At 67.1% G+C, this 14,690-nt stretch carries 17 protein-coding genes; 11 read left to right on the top strand and 6 right to left on the bottom strand.

What is annotated here, in order from left to right:
• Positions 1–73 precede the first annotated feature (73 nt).
• The gene (locus AB5I40_RS27380; protein ID WP_370932921.1) at positions 74–730 is read left to right on the top strand and encodes a TetR/AcrR family transcriptional regulator; all 657 of its coding nucleotides are present in this window, start codon (positions 74–76) and stop codon (positions 728–730) included.
• A complete protein-coding gene (locus AB5I40_RS27375) occupies positions 727–1,248 on the top strand; it encodes a hypothetical protein (protein ID WP_370932919.1) in 522 nt (173 codons plus the stop codon). Before AB5I40_RS27380 ends, AB5I40_RS27375 begins: the two co-directional genes overlap by 4 nt.
• Here the strand turns inward: AB5I40_RS27375 and AB5I40_RS27370 are convergent.
• On the bottom strand, positions 1,237–2,076 hold the full coding sequence (locus AB5I40_RS27370; RefSeq protein WP_370932917.1) for a MaoC/PaaZ C-terminal domain-containing protein: 840 nt from the start codon (positions 2,074–2,076) through the stop codon (positions 1,237–1,239). The genes AB5I40_RS27375 and AB5I40_RS27370 overlap by 12 nt on opposite strands.
• 3 nt (positions 2,077–2,079) lie before the next feature.
• On the bottom strand, positions 2,080–3,414 hold the full coding sequence (locus AB5I40_RS27365) for a 3-oxoacyl-ACP reductase (protein WP_370932916.1): 1,335 nt from the start codon (positions 3,412–3,414) through the stop codon (positions 2,080–2,082).
• A gap of 94 nt (positions 3,415–3,508) precedes the next feature.
• Between AB5I40_RS27365 and AB5I40_RS27360 the strand changes: the two genes are divergently transcribed.
• On the top strand, positions 3,509–4,798 hold the full coding sequence (locus AB5I40_RS27360; RefSeq protein ID WP_370932914.1) for an acetyl-CoA C-acetyltransferase: 1,290 nt from the start codon (positions 3,509–3,511) through the stop codon (positions 4,796–4,798).
• 72 nt (positions 4,799–4,870) lie between these two features.
• On the opposite strand, the gene AB5I40_RS27355 is transcribed toward AB5I40_RS27360, so the two are convergent.
• Complete coding sequence (locus tag AB5I40_RS27355; RefSeq protein ID WP_370932913.1) at positions 4,871–5,377, bottom strand: DoxX family protein; 507 nt, start codon at positions 5,375–5,377, stop codon at positions 4,871–4,873.
• Positions 5,378–5,562: 185 nt separating this feature from the next.
• On the opposite strand from AB5I40_RS27355, the gene AB5I40_RS27350 reads away from it, so the two are divergent.
• The 5 genes from AB5I40_RS27350 to AB5I40_RS27330 all read left to right on the top strand — a co-directional run bounded on the left by AB5I40_RS27350 (position 5,563) and on the right by AB5I40_RS27330 (position 9,528).
• Positions 5,563–6,321, top strand: coding sequence for a MerR family transcriptional regulator (locus AB5I40_RS27350; RefSeq protein WP_370932911.1), 759 nt, complete (start codon positions 5,563–5,565; stop codon positions 6,319–6,321).
• 131 nt (positions 6,322–6,452) lie between these two features.
• Positions 6,453–7,643, top strand: a complete 1,191-nt coding sequence (locus tag AB5I40_RS27345) for an ATP-binding protein (protein WP_037809009.1) — start codon at positions 6,453–6,455, stop codon at positions 7,641–7,643.
• 256 nt (positions 7,644–7,899) lie between these two features.
• On the top strand, positions 7,900–8,049 hold the full coding sequence (locus AB5I40_RS27340) for a hypothetical protein (protein ID WP_162836041.1): 150 nt from the start codon (positions 7,900–7,902) through the stop codon (positions 8,047–8,049).
• A 261-nt stretch (positions 8,050–8,310) separates the two neighbouring features.
• Positions 8,311–9,240: a GNAT family N-acetyltransferase gene (locus tag AB5I40_RS27335; protein WP_370932909.1), complete on the top strand. Its 930-nt coding sequence runs from the start codon at positions 8,311–8,313 to the stop codon at positions 9,238–9,240.
• A complete protein-coding gene (locus AB5I40_RS27330) occupies positions 9,241–9,528 on the top strand; it encodes a hypothetical protein (RefSeq protein ID WP_370932907.1) in 288 nt (95 codons plus the stop codon). It begins immediately after the preceding gene.
• Here the strand turns inward: AB5I40_RS27330 and AB5I40_RS27325 are convergent.
• The gene (locus AB5I40_RS27325) at positions 9,516–10,091 is read right to left on the bottom strand and encodes a peroxidase-related enzyme (protein WP_344282747.1); all 576 of its coding nucleotides are present in this window, start codon (positions 10,089–10,091) and stop codon (positions 9,516–9,518) included. The two genes, AB5I40_RS27330 and AB5I40_RS27325, sit on opposite strands and share 13 nt — an antisense overlap.
• A 63-nt stretch (positions 10,092–10,154) precedes the next feature.
• Between AB5I40_RS27325 and AB5I40_RS27320 the strand changes: the two genes are divergently transcribed.
• Complete coding sequence (locus AB5I40_RS27320; RefSeq protein ID WP_370932906.1) at positions 10,155–11,267, top strand: pentapeptide repeat-containing protein; 1,113 nt, start codon at positions 10,155–10,157, stop codon at positions 11,265–11,267.
• Between the two features lie 43 nt (positions 11,268–11,310).
• A complete protein-coding gene (locus AB5I40_RS27315; protein WP_370932904.1) occupies positions 11,311–11,961 on the top strand; it encodes a hypothetical protein in 651 nt (216 codons plus the stop codon).
• A 7-nt stretch (positions 11,962–11,968) separates the two neighbouring features.
• Here the strand turns inward: AB5I40_RS27315 and mctP are convergent, their stop codons facing one another.
• Together mctP and AB5I40_RS27305 are read right to left on the bottom strand one after the other, a co-directional pair.
• Complete coding sequence (gene mctP, locus AB5I40_RS27310; RefSeq protein WP_370932903.1) at positions 11,969–13,633, bottom strand: monocarboxylate uptake permease MctP; 1,665 nt, start codon at positions 13,631–13,633, stop codon at positions 11,969–11,971.
• A complete protein-coding gene (locus AB5I40_RS27305; RefSeq protein ID WP_344282736.1) occupies positions 13,630–13,908 on the bottom strand; it encodes a DUF3311 domain-containing protein in 279 nt (92 codons plus the stop codon). The genes mctP and AB5I40_RS27305 overlap by 4 nt, the downstream gene beginning before the upstream one ends.
• A gap of 304 nt (positions 13,909–14,212) precedes the next feature.
• Here AB5I40_RS27305 and AB5I40_RS27300 point away from each other — a divergent pair, with 304 nt between their 5' ends.
• Positions 14,213–14,482, top strand: a complete 270-nt coding sequence (locus AB5I40_RS27300) for a helix-turn-helix domain-containing protein (protein ID WP_370932901.1) — start codon at positions 14,213–14,215, stop codon at positions 14,480–14,482.
• The last annotated feature ends 208 nt before the right edge of the window (positions 14,483–14,690 follow it).

Genomic DNA, 14,690 nt, shown 5'->3' with positions numbered 1-14,690 from the left:
GTAGTGCGGCAAGCAACGCCGCCGACCTGGGGACGGGTACCGTCCGTGCCAGCGAGAGGGAGGAAACAGCACTGTGCCCGACGAAGATCAGCGCCCACCCGAGCGAGCGAGACGGCTCCCGAGGGCGGTCCGTGAACGCCAGATCCTGGACGCCGCGGTGCAGGTGTTCTCCCAGCACGGCTACCACTCGGCGTCGATGGACGAGATCTCCGAGGTCGCGGGCGTCTCCAAGCCGATGATCTACACCTACCTCGGCTCGAAGGAAGACCTCTTCGGCAAGAGCATCCAGCGCGAGGCGACCCGCCTGCTGGAAGCCATCCAGGCCGGCGTGCAGCCCGACCTCCCGCCGGACATGCAGCTGTGGCACGGCCTGCGGTCCTTTTACCGCTTCGTCGCCGAATACCGCGAGTCCTGGACGGTGCTGCACCGCCAGGCGCTGACGGTCGGCGGCGGTTTCGCGGCGGAAATCACCGCGATGCGCACGCGCGCGATCGAACTGGTCGCGGCGCTCGTGGTGGCCGCGGGGACGCGCAAGGGCCTCGGCGAGCAGACGGAGTTCTCCGGGCCAGGCTTGGCCGCCGCGCTGGTCGGCGCGGCGGAATCGCTGGCCGACTGGGCGCTGGACCACCCGGAGATCTCCGACGGCGTGCTCGCGTCCTGGCTGATGAACCTGGTGTGGCTGGGGTTCAACGACCTTGTCGAGGGGCAGGTCTGGAAGCCCTCAGAGTGAGCGGCGCAGCTCTGACTGTCTCGATCTGCGCGTTGGTGTTCACGGTCTTCTCGTTCTGGTGGCTCAACGCGCGACCTGGTCGGTTGAAGACCTTCCCACCGCACACCTTTGCCTCCGGCCCAGAGCGGGACGGCAGGCAGTCGATACTCATCCCACTGGTTCTCCACAACACCGGCGCACTGCCGATTGTCGTTCGAGATCTCCGCGTCGTTGTGCTGGGAGAACCGGCGATGAGCGCGCTGCGATGGGAGAGAACGCGTCCCCGGCTACGCGGCGAAAACGACGCGGACCTCCCGGCGACGTTCGCCGTTCCCGGTCGGAGCGTCACCCAGATATTCGCTGAGTTCGACTCCGCTCCGCCGGGCTTCCAGAACCTAGATCGCGAGATTCGCGTTGAGGCTCAACTCGGACGGCGGGCAAGGTGGCACCACGTCGTCACTTTCGTGCTTCACGCATCGGCGGCCATCCAGCCCGAGCAGTACCTCGAGTACCGAAACGAGAAGCCCTCAGAGGGCTGAGATCACCCCGTCCAAATGGGGCTTCGGCTTCCGGGCGTGCCACAGCTCAAAGGCCCACCCGTCGTCCGTCTGCCAGGTCGTGAAGGCCGCGCGGCCCGGCAGCAGCACCGGCTGCTTGAACCGCACCGCGACGGTGTACGCATCCGGCAGCCGACCCTCGAAGGACGCCAGCGCGTGCGCCTTCGTCCACATGCCGTGCGCGATCGCCTTCGGGAAGCCGAACAGGCGCGCGGTCAGCGGGTGCAGGTGGATTGGGTTGCGGTCGCCGGAAACCTCGGCGTAGCGGCGGCCGATGTCGCCCGGAACGTGCCACAACGCGGACGGCTTCGGGGGCGTCAGCTGGGTGCGCGGGCCCGACGGACCCGAGCCCGAACCGGTGCGGCGGAGATAAGTCGATACCTCGCTCCACACGGTGTCCGCGCCGGAGTGAACCTCGCTCACCATGTCGAACTGGGTGCCTTTTTCGTGCGGGCGCAGGTTTTCCGCGCGCACGCTCACCCGGAACGTCTCGCCGAGCAGCAACGGGCGGTGTTGCGTAATCCGGTTCTCGACGTGCACCAAACCCAGCAGCGGGAACGGGAAACCCGGTTCGGTCATCAACGCCATCTGCAGTCCGAAGACCAGCATGTGCGGATACGTCGCGGGCAGCTCGTCCGAGAAGCGGAATCCGCAGACTTCGTTGTAGGCCGCGACATGTGCCGGGTCTACGACGACCTCGGGGCGCACCAACTCCGTAGTCGGCAGGGTCGAGCCGCCGCCTCGGCGCAGCAGGGCTTTCGGGTACAGCGTCGCCAGGCTTGGCGCGCTCGTCACTTCACGAACGGCCATCCCTCACGCCCCCAGCAGCGCCTGGCCGCACACGCGGACCAGGTTTCCGTTGACCGCGGCCGACGCCGGATTGGCATACCAGGCAATCGTTTCCGCGACGTCCACCGGCAGCCCGCCCTGGCCGAGGCTGGACAGCCGCCGTCCGGCCTCGCGGATGAACAGCGGGACCGCGGCGGTCATCTTGGTCTCGATGAACCCGGGCGCGACCGCGTTGATCGTGCCGCCGTACTCCGCGAGCTGCGGCGCACCGACGTTCACCATCCCGATCACGCCCGCCTTCGACGTCGCGTAGTTCGTCTGGCCGACGTTGCCCGCGATGCCCGCAATGGACGAAACCCCGATGACCCGGCCGTTTTCGCGCAGGACCTTGTCGCCGAGGAGCTTGTCGTTCACCGCGAGCTGCGCGGCGAGGTTCACCGCGATCACCGAATCCCAGCCGCCCTCGGTCATGTTGCCGAGCGTCTTGTCGCGGGTGATCCCAGCGTTGTGCACCACGACGTCCACGCCGCCATGGCGCTCAGTCAGGTACTCGGCGAGCTTGGCGGGCGCGTCGGCGGCAGTGATGTCCAGCTGCAGCGCCGAACCGCCGATTCGATTGGCCACAGTGGACAGATCGCCGCCCTGTGCGGGGATGTCCAGCGCGACCACGTGCGCGCCGTCGCGGGCGAGCGTTTCGGCGATCGCCTCGCCGATGCCGCGCGACGCACCGGTGACCAGCGCGACCTTGCCGTCCAGCGGCTTGTCCCAGTTCTCCGGCGTGGGCGCGGTCTTCGCGTGCGTGCCGACGCGGATGACCTGGCCGTCCACGAACGCCGACTTCGCCGACAGCAGGAACCGCAGCGTCGACTCGGCCGCCTCCTCAGCCCCTTCGGCGACGTACACCAGCTGCGCCGTCGCGCCGCGCTTGAGTTCCTTGCCGACCGAGCGGACGAAACCCTCCAGCGCGCGCTGCGCGATCCGCTCGCGGCCCTCGGCCAGCTCCGGCGGCGTGCCGAGCACGACCACCCGGCCGGATGAACCCACCTTGCGGATCACCGGGTGGAAGAACCGGTAGACCTCGCGCAGCTGTCCTGGATCCTTCACGCCGGTGGCGTCGAAAACCAGCGCCGCCTGCCGGTCCGCCGGTGCGCTGATCACCTCGATGCCGGCCTCGGTGAGCTGTGCCCGAACGCTCTTCTCCAGCCGTCCGCCAGGCGCGGCGCCGAGAAGTGCGGGACCCTCGAGTGCGGGTTGGCCGGGACGGTACCGGCGCAACGTCGCGGGGTTGGGCAGGCCGAGCTTCGGCACCACGAATTTCCCCAGCGGGGTCCTCGTGAACTGCTGGTACCTGTCCGCCATCACGTGCCTCCCGTGCAGTCTGCGTCACGTCGCAGTCTAACCTACTCGCTAGTAGGTTACAGTGTGAAAGGGACGACTCAGAGAGGTGGACGGCATGGCGACCAGGAAAACCCCGGCGGTGCGCAAGGTCGCGATCGTCGGCGGGAACCGGATCCCGTTCGCACGGTCGAACGGCCCGTACTCCCGGGCCTCGAACCAGGACATGTTCACCGCCGCGCTGGACGGTCTCGTCAGCCGGTTTTCGCTGCAGGGCGAGGTGATCGGCGAGGTCGCCGCCGGTGCGGTGCTCAAGCACTCCAAGGACTTCAACCTCGCCCGCGAGAGCGTGCTGGGCAGCAAGCTCTCGCCCGCGACGCCGGCGTCGGACGTCCAGATGGCGTGCGGCACCGGATTGCAGGCAGTCATCAACGTCGCCCACAAGATCGCGCTCGGGGAAATCGATTCGGCGATCGCGGGCGGCGTGGACACCACGAGTGACGCCCCGCTGGCGGTGAACGCCAACCTGCGCCAGATCCTCGTGCAGCTCAACGCGGCGAAGACGCTCGCCGACCGGCTCAAGCTGGTCGCGAAGCTCCGGCCGGGCCACATCGTCCCGGAGATCCCGCGCAACGCCGAACCGCGCACCGGATTGTCGATGGGGGAGCACGCCGCGCTCACCGCGCAGGTCTGGGACGTCACCCGCGAGGCGCAGGACGAGCTCGCCGCGACCAGCCACCGCAACCTCGCCGCCGCCTACGACCGCGGATTCTTCGACGACCTGGTCACGCCGTACCTCAAGCTCGCCCGCGACCAGAACCTCCGCCCGGACTCCTCGGTCGAAAAGCTCGCCAAGCTCAAGCCGGTCTACGGCGGCCCGGACGGAACCATGACGGCGGGCAACTCGACGCCGCTGACCGACGGCGCGTCGACCGTCCTGCTCGCGACCGAACAGTGGGCGAAGGCGCACAAGCTGCCGGTGCTGGCGTACCTGACGTTCAGCCAGACCGCCGCCGTCGACTACGTGCACGGCGACGAGGGTCTGCTGATGGCCCCCGCGTACGCGGTGCCGCGGATGCTCGAGCGCGCCGGATTGACGTTGCAGGACTTCGACTTCTACGAGATCCACGAGGCGTTCGCGTCGCAGGTGCTCGCCACGCTCAAGGCGTGGGAGGACCCGGCGTTCGCCAAGGAGAAGCTCGGCCTCGACGCGCCGCTCGGCTCGATCGACCGCACCAAGCTGAACGTGAACGGCTCCTCGCTGGCGGCCGGGCACCCGTTCGCCGCGACCGGCGGCCGGATCGTCGCGACGCTCGCGAAACTGCTGAACGAGAAGGGTTCCGGGCGCGGCCTGATCTCCATTTGCGCGGCTGGCGGCCAGGGCGTCACCGCGATCCTGGAGAAGTAAGCCAAGGTCCGTGAAGGGCTCCTTGAGGGAATCTGATTCCCTCAAGGAGCCCTTCACGGACGTTGAGCCAAGTCAGTCGGTGAGCGACTTCTCCGCGCGCTTGGCCAGTTTGTCGGCGCGCTTGCCCGCCTTCTTCGCCGCGCGCCGGGCCCGCCAGCCCAGCGACGGCTTGCCCGCCGTGTCGCTCGCGGCCAGCAGCAGGCCGCCGGCCAGCGACGCGTTCTTGAAGAACTGGATCTGCTGCGCCTGCTTCTCGCCCGGATCGCTCAGCTGCCAGAACCGGTGCGCGGACAGCGTCGTCGGCACCAGCGACCCGAGCAGCGCCACCGCAGCCAGCCGCGGGGCCTTGCCGCTCGCCAGCGCGAGCCCGGCTCCGATCTTGACCGCCGCGTCGATCCGCACCAGCGTGGCCGGATCGCGCGGGACCTGGTCCGGCACCAGTCCCTCGACCTTGTCGAAGGTCTCGGTGAGGAACGGTTCGGCCGCCTTCGCGTGGCCCTGGGTGTCGCGCAGGGCACCGATGCCGCCGAGCACGAAGATCGACGCGAGCAGTGGACGTGCCACCCGGCGCAGTATCACGGTCTCGCCTCTCTGGTCTGGAATCCCTGAAGAAGAACCTACAACCGGGATTGCCCGCCCCGCTGCCCGCCGAACCGAGCTAGCGATACCTAGTCGAATATTGCTCTGGTTCTAGATTGCCGTAGACAGTTCTATCGGGGTTCGGGCTTGACCTTGACGCAGCGTCAACCTCTACCGTCGAAGCCGTGGTCAGGACGGAATGGTCGATCCAGGACATCGCCCGGTCCGCGGGCACGACGAGCAGGACCCTGCGGCATTACGACGCCGTCGGGCTCCTGCCGCCGACGCGGATCGGCGGCAACGGCTACCGCTACTACGACGAGAACTCGCTCGTCCGGTTGCAGCGGATCCTGCTGCTGCGCGAACTGGGCTTGGGCCTGCCCGCGATCGCCGAGGTGCTCGACGGGCAACGCGACGGCGTCGCGGCGCTCGAAACGCACCTGGCGCTGCTCAAGCGAGAGCAGCAGCGGATCGGGCGGCAGATCGATTCCGTGCGGACCACGCTTCGAAAACTGAAGGGAGGTGAACGACTGATGGCAGAGGAAATGTTCGAGGGATTCGACCACACTCAGTACAAGGAAGAGGTCACCCAGCGCTGGGGAGCCGACGCCTACCGCAAGGGCGACCAGTGGTGGAGTTCACTGTCGGCGGCCGAGAAGAAGGCCCACCAGCAGGAACAGGTCGACATCGGCTTCGCGTTCGGCGCCGCTCGCGACGCTGGTCACGACGCCAGTTCGGCTGAGACGCAGGCTGTCACCGCACGGCTGCACGAGTGGCTGAAGCCCACCGGGATGGAGATCTCGAAGGGCTACTTCACCGGTCTCGGGCACATGTATGTCGCCGACCCGCGGTACGGCGCGTACGACGAGAAGCACGGCCCCGGCACGGCCGAGTACATCCGCGACGCGATGAAGATCTACGCGGAGCGGAACCTGACGGACTAACGCTCCGTCAGAGGGTGCGCTGGAGGTAAGGATGGACGGGGCTGCAGACCCGGCCATCCTTCAAGCAACACGCGCTAGGTATCTATGCAGAAATATCGGGCCAGCTCTAGATACCTCGATACGGTGACAGAGTGGACCCCATCCGCAACCCCTTCGCGCCCGGTGCCGGGCAGCGGCCGCCGGAGCTGGCAGGCCGGGAAAGGGAGCTGAAGGCGTTCGAGGTCGTGCTCGAACGCGTCGCTCGCGGACGCCCCGAACGCAGTCTCGTGCTCACTGGCCTGCGCGGCGTCGGCAAGACGGTGTTGCTGGGGGAGTTGCGGTCGATGGCCGTCCGGCACCGGTGGGGCGCGGGCAAGATCGAGGCGCGACCGGACGCGGAACTGCGCCGTCCGTTGTCCGCGGCCCTGCATCGGGCGATCCGCGACCTCGCCGTGCGGCATCGCGCGCCGGACCGGGTCGAGGAAGTGCTCGGGGTGCTGAAGGCGTTCGCGCTCAAGGCGAACAAGCCGGACGCGAAGCTGCGCGACCGCTGGCAGCCCGGCATCGACGTGCCCGCCGCGCAGGGCCGGGCGGATTCCGGCGACATCGAGATCGACCTGGTCGAACTGTTCACCGACGTCGCCGAGCTGGCCGCGGACGTCGGCACCGGCGTCGCGCTGCTGATCGACGAGATCCAAGACCTGCAGCCGGACGACGTCTCGGCGCTGTGCGCGGCTTGCCATGAGCTGTCGCAGTCCGGCGCGCCGCTGGTCGTGGTCGGGGCGGGGCTGCCGCATGTGCCCGCGGTGCTGTCGGCGTCTAAGTCGTACTCCGAGCGGCTCTTCCGCTACTCGCGCATCGACCGGCTCAGCCGTGAGGACGCCGACTACGCGGTGATGGCCCCGATCGAACGCGAGGACGCCGGGATCGAACCGGAGGCGCTCGACGCGCTCTTCGACGCGTCCGGCGGCTATCCGTACTTCATCCAGGCCTACGGCAAAGCCGCCTGGGACGCCGCGCCCGCGGACCCGATCACGGTCAAGGACGTGCAGGTCGCCGCGCCCGAGGCGGAGTCCGAGCTGGCGGTCGGGTTCTTCGGGTCGCGCTACGAACGCGCGACGCCCGCCGAACGCGAGTACCTGCTCGCGATGGCCGAGCTGACCCAAGGCCGCGACGAGGCCGCCGGAACCGCCGATGTGGCCGTCTACCTGGGGCGCAAGCCCTCGTCGCTGTCGCCGGCGCGCGACAGTCTGATGAAGAAAGGCCTGGTCTACTCCGCCGAACGCGGCCAGATCGCCTTTACCGTGCCGCACTTCGGGCACTACCTGCTCGGCCGGGACTGAGCGAATCTTCCCCTCGCTACCGGTCTATGCGGCTGCCTAGCTATTTCTAGCATTTTTGCTAGATAACCTTAGAAGCCGTTAGCGCGTTAGCGGCTTGTGACTGCCGACACGCGATCTGTCCGGTGATCTTCAGGAGACCGCCGATGATTCTTCGGCAAGTGCCCCATGTCACCGTAGATTCGTTGGATTCCTTGTGAAAAAAGGTGCATACTAGAGACACAGCCACCGAAGACCTCTGAAGGGGATGCAAGAGACCATGAGCAACATCGCCGCCAAGCTCCGTGCCCGTCGCGCCGAGGCTCGCACTCGCCGGGCGCTGAACCGGGCGATCGACACCGCGGCCACCTCCACGGTCCGGCAGGAGCTCATCGCCCTCGCCCAGGCGCGTCAGCCGTTCATGCGCTGACCTGCACAACCAACCTGTTGGTGGGTCACTCACGTGAGTGATCTAGACCACAGCGAACCCTGGGTGTAACGCCGCGGAGAGCCGCGTCGATACCCACTACGACCCCGTGATGCTGGCGGACCCCCGACCTGGCAGCATCACGGGGTTTCCATATGTCTGGACCATTTTCGCTCCGGCTCCACCACCGGGGGAATTCCCTTGCCCCGAGCGGGCGACGGGGAGATGCTTGACTCAGTCAACGATCGAGTCAAGGTGGTCCCCGTGCCGGATTCCGTCCTCGCCGAACGCGTTGCCACGGTTCGTGCTTTCAACCGGCTCTACACCGGCGTGATCGGCGTCCTCGACGAGGGACCCGCCGACGCCGAATACTCGCTGAGCGAAGCGCGAGTGCTGTTCGAACTCGCCCAACAGGACCAGCTGCAGGTCAGTGATCTGCGCAAACGGCTCGCCCTGGACGGCGGCTACGCGAGCAGGCTGCTCGGCCGCCTGGAAACCCGCGGCCTCGTCACCCGCGAACGCTGCGCGGACGACGCACGCCGCCAGCTCGTCACGCTCACCGCCGAAGGGCACGCCGCGTTCGCCGATCTCGACCACCGGTCGGCCAGCCAAATCGGCGGCCTCCTCGACCAGTTCGCGGACGCTGACCAGCGCCGTCTGCTCGGCGCGATGGGGACCATCACCGCGCTCGTCGGCGAACAGTCACCGGAACCGGCGGTCACCGTGCGCGCACCACGTCCAGGCGACCTCGGCTGGGTGGTGCACCGGCACGGCGCGTTGTACGCCGCGGAGTACGGCCTCAACGAACGCTTCGAAGCCATGGTCGCGCGCGTGGTCGCCGATTTCGCCGAACACCGCGAAGACCCTCGCCAAGCCGGCTGGATCGCCGAACTCGACGGGGAACGAGTCGGCAGTATTTTCTGCACTCCCAGCGACGAGGAAGGCACCGCGAAACTCCGGCTGCTCCTGCTGGAACCGGCCGCGCGCGGACACGGCGTCGGCAAACGGCTGGTGCGCGAATGCGTCGAATTCGCCGCCGCGCAGGGGTATCGGGCGATGGAGCTGTGGACGCTGTCCCTGCTCGCCGCCGCCCGCGGGATCTACCGCGGCGCCGGATTCGAACTCGTCGGCGAAGAGGAGACAGACGCGTTCGGCCCCCTCGTGACCGGCGAAACCTGGCGGCGGGAGTTATAGATGTTCGTTCTGTACTGCCCGGTGTGCGACCGCCGGACGCTGCTGGGCGTCGACGAGGTCGACTGGGTCGAGAACCTGACGCGCGGCGTGATCTCGGTGTCCGGCCACTGCCCGCTGGGCCACGCCGCGGTCATCCTGACCGGCGACTCCTTCACCCCGCACTCGGACCCGAGGTATTTCGGGCCCGCGCCGCGAGTGTGGACGAAACCCATGCACCGCCTGCGCGGCTGGCTGCGCACCCGGTTCGAAATGAGCCGCGACCTGCCAGGCCCGTTCTATCGTTTCTGACGCCCCATCAAGTAAAACTCCGGATTCGGCTTGAGCGCGGTCAAATGCGCGAGCCGGTTGGACATCGCGAACAACGCCGTGATCGCGCCGACGTCCCAGATCTCGTCCTCGGTCAACCCCGCCTCGCGCGCCATCGCGAGATCGCCCTCGCCGAACAACGCGGAATCGCGAGACAGTGCGAGGGCCAGATCGACAATCGCCCGGCCGCGCTCGTCGAGTTCGACTTGCCACGGGTTGGTCGCGACCTGGTCGGACAGCTCGGGATCCTTCGCGCGGATCCGCAGGATGGCCCCGTGCGCGACGATGCAGTAAGTGCAGTGGTTCGCGCCGGAGGTGGCTACGACGACCAGTTCGCGTTCGGCTTTGGTGAGTCCGCCTTCGCGCTCCATGAGGGCGTCGTGGTAGTCGAGGAACGCGCGGAGTTCTGCGGGCCGGTGGCCTAGGGCACGGAAGATGTTCGGCGTGAAGCCGGATTTCTCCGCGATGGCACCGATGCGCTCGCGGAGATCGTCGGGAAGGTCTTCGAGTTCCGTCACGGGGAACCGGCTCACGGGGTTGGTCATACCGCCCACGCTAACCCGCGCGGTTTGCGTACGGGAGGGGGTTGGATGGGCCAAGGTGTCTTGGTGGACAAACGACCGGCGTTGCGACCGATACCGCGGTGGGTGATCTGGGCTGGGCTTCCGGCGATGGTGGCGCTGGCCGGGGTGGCGGTGTGGGTGCTGCTCGCTTTCGCGCCGGATTCGGCGCAGCTTGATGCGATCCGGACTGGCGGGACGCTCGGAGTCGGGCTCGGTGGTGCGGTCGCGTTGTGGTTGGCGGTGCGACGGCAGCGGTCGACCGAGTTGGATTTGCTGCAGAAGGAGGCGGCGCATCGGCTTGCAGAGCAAGTCGCTGCGGACACTCGGGAACATCAGCTTCGTACGGCCGCTGATGCGCGGGAGGATGCGCTGGCTCGGCGGGTGACGGAGCAGTATGGGAAGGCTGTTGACCAGCTTGGTTCGGAGCGCGCTCCGGTGCGGTTGGGTGGGCTGTACGCACTGGAGCGGCTTGGGCAGGACCACGCGGATGGCCCGTTGCGGCAGATGATCGCCGACGTGTTGTGCGCTTATCTCCGGATGCCGTCGGATGACACGGCGGAGGAGGCGCAGGTTCGGCGCACCGCGCAGAAGATCATCGCTAACCATTCCCGCCCAGGCGGGGAGCGGCATTGGCCCGGCCTGCTACTCGACTTCTCCTGGGCGCAACTCGACCAGGCCGACTTCCGTAATTGCCAATTCGCTGACACCATCTTCACTGGAACCACTTTCGACGGTTTCACTCGATTTAACGGCGCCATATTTTCCCATAGCGTTGATTTCACCGAATCAACCTTCACCGATATCGCATACTTTACCGCCGCAAAATTCAACGGAGAGTCTTACTTCCGCAACGCCGATTTCGATGAGTACACCCGATTCAACAAGGTCGACTTCGCCGGGTTCACCTCTTTCGGAGATGCGAGATTCCAACGCGTTGTCACCTTTCACTCAGCACCTTTTTCCGAGCTGGCAGTATTCGAAGACGCGCAGTTCGGCGACAACGTCGATTTCGATCGGACCGTGTTCTCCGTTCCGCCCGACTTCAATGGAGCACGGGCTCGGCTGGGCCCAGAGGATCACATCAGATACGGCTGGCCGGGTTCGTGGATACTCGGCGATCCCGAGGACGGTTGGGCGCCGCTGCTCCAGTTACGCTGACCCCGGATGGACCCCGTTCACCCGGAAGGGGTTTGCTTACCCTGTGAACTGGACCGCGTACGTGGACGGTTACTGCGAGCGCACCGCGCCCGGACTCTGGGGAGAGCCGCTCAACGACTTGGCCAACCTGGCGTTTCTCGTCGCTGCCGGGATGGTCTGGTGGTATGCCAACGGGCAGCGCACCGGGCGAATACTCGCCGCCCTGATCGGGTTGATCTTCGTTGCCAGCAGCGTGTTTCACCTGGTCGCCACCCGGTGGGGCGCGGTCGCCGACTCCGCCGCCATCTTGTTTTTCGGGTTGTTCTACGCCGCGCTCTTTCCCCGGGTCTTCTTCAAAGCCAAAGCCAAGTGGGCCTGGCTCGGCGCACCGGCGTTCCTGGCGCTCACTGTCGCGTCAAGCGCGCTTGGCGGCGGGCTGTATCTGCCGGCGCTCGTCGGGCTCGTGGGGTTCGCCGTCGCGTTGGGGGTCAAGCGCGACTCGTACTGGCTGGACTTCGCCATGGCTGCCGCGGTGTTCGCGTTGTCCTTGGCGTTTCGGAGCATTGACGACGTGGTCTGCGGAGATTTCCCAGCGGGCACGCATTTCCTCTGGCATGTGCTGAACTCGGTCGTGCTGTACCTCGTCGCGAAGGCGATGATCGGCAAAACAGAAGAGGCCCCCGCGCCGGAAGACGACGCGGGGGCCTCTGTCTAAAAAGGACTCAGTGGGCGCCGATGGGGCGCAGGTCCTTGTCGTGTTCGTCAGCGTGGTAGTCCTCGGGCGCGGTTTCGTCGTTGCCCGGGCTCCACTTCAGGGCCCGTGCGATGACCGAAACCACCGCGGCTACCACGATGTTCGCGACCAGGGCCACGAAACCGGGGTAGATCTGCACGACGGCGAGACCGGTGCCGCTGAACGGGTGCCAGCCGAAGATCGACAGGTTGCCCATCGCCAGTGCGGAGCCGCCGAAGTGGAGTTTTCCGTTGGCCGGGTTGGGGATGCCGTACAGCATGATCAATCCCCAGCCCATGCCGACGATCCAGCCAGCAATGAGACCCGCCTTGTGGAACCAGCGCGTGTACAGCGCGATGGCGACCGCGGGGAGGGTCTGCAGGATCAGCACGCCGCCGATGAGCTGCAGGTCGATCGAGAACTGCGGGTCGATCAGGATGATCACCAGCACCGCGCCCAGCTTGACCACCAGCGACGCCAGCTTGGCCTGCTTCGCCTCCTGCTTCGGCGTCGCGTCCTTGCGGATGTACTCCTTGTAGATGTTGCGCGTCCACAGGTTCGCCGCGGCGATCGACATGATCGCGGCGGGCACCAGCGCGCCGATGCCGATCGCGGCGAAGGCGATGCCCGCGAACCAGTTCGTGAACTCCGAGTCGAACAGCAGCGGGACGATCGTGTTGCCGTCCGGCTTTCCGGTGGCCGCGTTCGTCAGCGGCTTGACGCCCGCCGAGATCGCGACGTAGCCCAGCAGCGCCAGCAGGCCCAGCACGAACGAGTAAGCCGGCAGCGCCACCATGTTCCGCTTGATCACGTTGCGGCCGCGCGAGGCGAGCACGCTCGTGAGCGAGTGCGGGTACAGGAACAGCGCCAGTGCCGAACCGAGCGCCAGCGTCGCGTACTGCAGCTGGTTGCTCGAGGTCAGCAGGACGGAACCGGACGGCTTGCCCGTCTTCGGGTTCGGCTTGGCCAGCGTTTCCTTGGCGGTGTTGAAAATGTGGTCCCAGCCGCCGAGCTTCGAGGGCAGGTAGATGATCGCCACGATGATCACGATGTAGATCAGGATGTCCTTGACGAACGCGATCAGCGCGGGCGCGCGCAGGCCGGACTGATACGTGTAAAGCGCGAGGATCACGAACGCGATCAGCAGCGGCAGGTGCCCGACGATGCCGGAACCGTTGATGCCCATCGTGCGCAGCACCGCTTCGAGGCCGACCAGCTGCAACGCGATGTACGGCATGGTCGCGACGATGCCGGTGATCGCGATCAGCAACGCCAGGGTCGGCGAGCCGAACCGGCCGCGGACGAAGTCGGCGGGAGTCACGTAGCCGCGAGAACGGCTGACCGACCACATGCGCAGCGCGGGCAGCAGGACGATCGGGTAGACGACGATCGTGTAAGGCAGCGCGTACAGGCCGAGCGCGCCGGCGCTGAACACGAGCGCGGGCACGGCGACGAAGGTGTACGCGGTGTAGAGGTCGCCGCCGAGCAGGAACCAGGTGATCCACGAACCGAACTTGCGGCCGCCGAGGCCCCATTCGTCGAGGTGGTCGAGGCTGCCGCCGGCTTTCCAGCGCGAGGCGACGAAGCCGAGCACGGTGACGACGACGAACAGGAACGCGAAGACGATCAGTTCGACCCACTGAATGTTGTTCATCGGGCGTCCCCCTCGTCCAAGTCGTCAACGCTCAGCTCGTCCTGGCCCTGGTTGCGCGGCTTGTCCTTGGTCGCCAGGTAGACGATGCCGGTGCACAGCACGCCCAGCACGACGAACGCCAGCTGGAACCAGTAGAAGAACGGAAGGCCGAACAGCCGCGGCCCGTCGAAGTTGAACAGCGGCGTGACCAGGATCAGCAACGGGATCAGCAACAGCAGGTTCCAGGCACTGAACTGGAACCCGCGCACCCGACCGCCCGGTTTGGCAGTGGACATCGAACCTCACCTAACACTCACGTGACACGCGACCGCCTGACCCTAGACCGCGCTCATCCCGCCGTCATACGACTTCGATATCGATTCGATCAGCACTACGAACACGTTCCAGGGTGTGGACAACCTCGGGGACAACCCGCTCCCGCGCGGCCTCAGCGAGCTGTTCGCTACCCCTATCGGCGGGACCGGGCCGCCTCGAATGCCCCAAGAGCTTGTGCCGGACGGCGGTTGTCCACGGGGTTCGGCAGCTTGTGCACAGAGTTATCCACAGGCAGTGGACAACTCTGTGGCTAAACTGGGCGGCATGGTCCGCGTGCCCCTCACCGACGAAGAACGCTCCCGAGGCGAGCGGCTCGGCGTGGTGTTGCGCGCCGCCCGGGCCAGCCGCAGCATGGTCGACGTGGCCGCCGAAGCGGGCATTTCGGTCGAAACCCTGCGCAAAATCGAGACGGGCCGGATTCCGACGCCCGCGTTCTTCACTGTCGCGGCGATCGCCGACGCGGTGGGCATGCCGCTGGACCGGCTGCGTGTCGCCTGCGACGGCGATCCGGCGGCGTTTTCGCAGGCCAGCTGAGGTTTCGCGGCTTCCCGGGTTGATCGGGCAGCTGGCCTGGGCGGATCAGGCAGAGCCGCTGAGTTCGGCCGGTCGGGGCAGGGTCGGCGAGCAGATCGGGCAAGCGCCCTGTGGACCACTGTGGACAACTCAAGGCCCGGTGCGAAGCGCGACCGCGGCCCAGGCGAACGCGGCCGACTTCGGGGAGCGGATGGTGCCCAATGTCGGC

Source organism: Amycolatopsis sp. cg13, assembly GCF_041346965.1.
Lineage (GTDB): Bacteria > Actinomycetota > Actinomycetes > Mycobacteriales > Pseudonocardiaceae > Amycolatopsis.
Note: the sequence above shows the minus strand (reverse complement) of the source record. Positions and strands in the feature narration are given on the sequence as shown.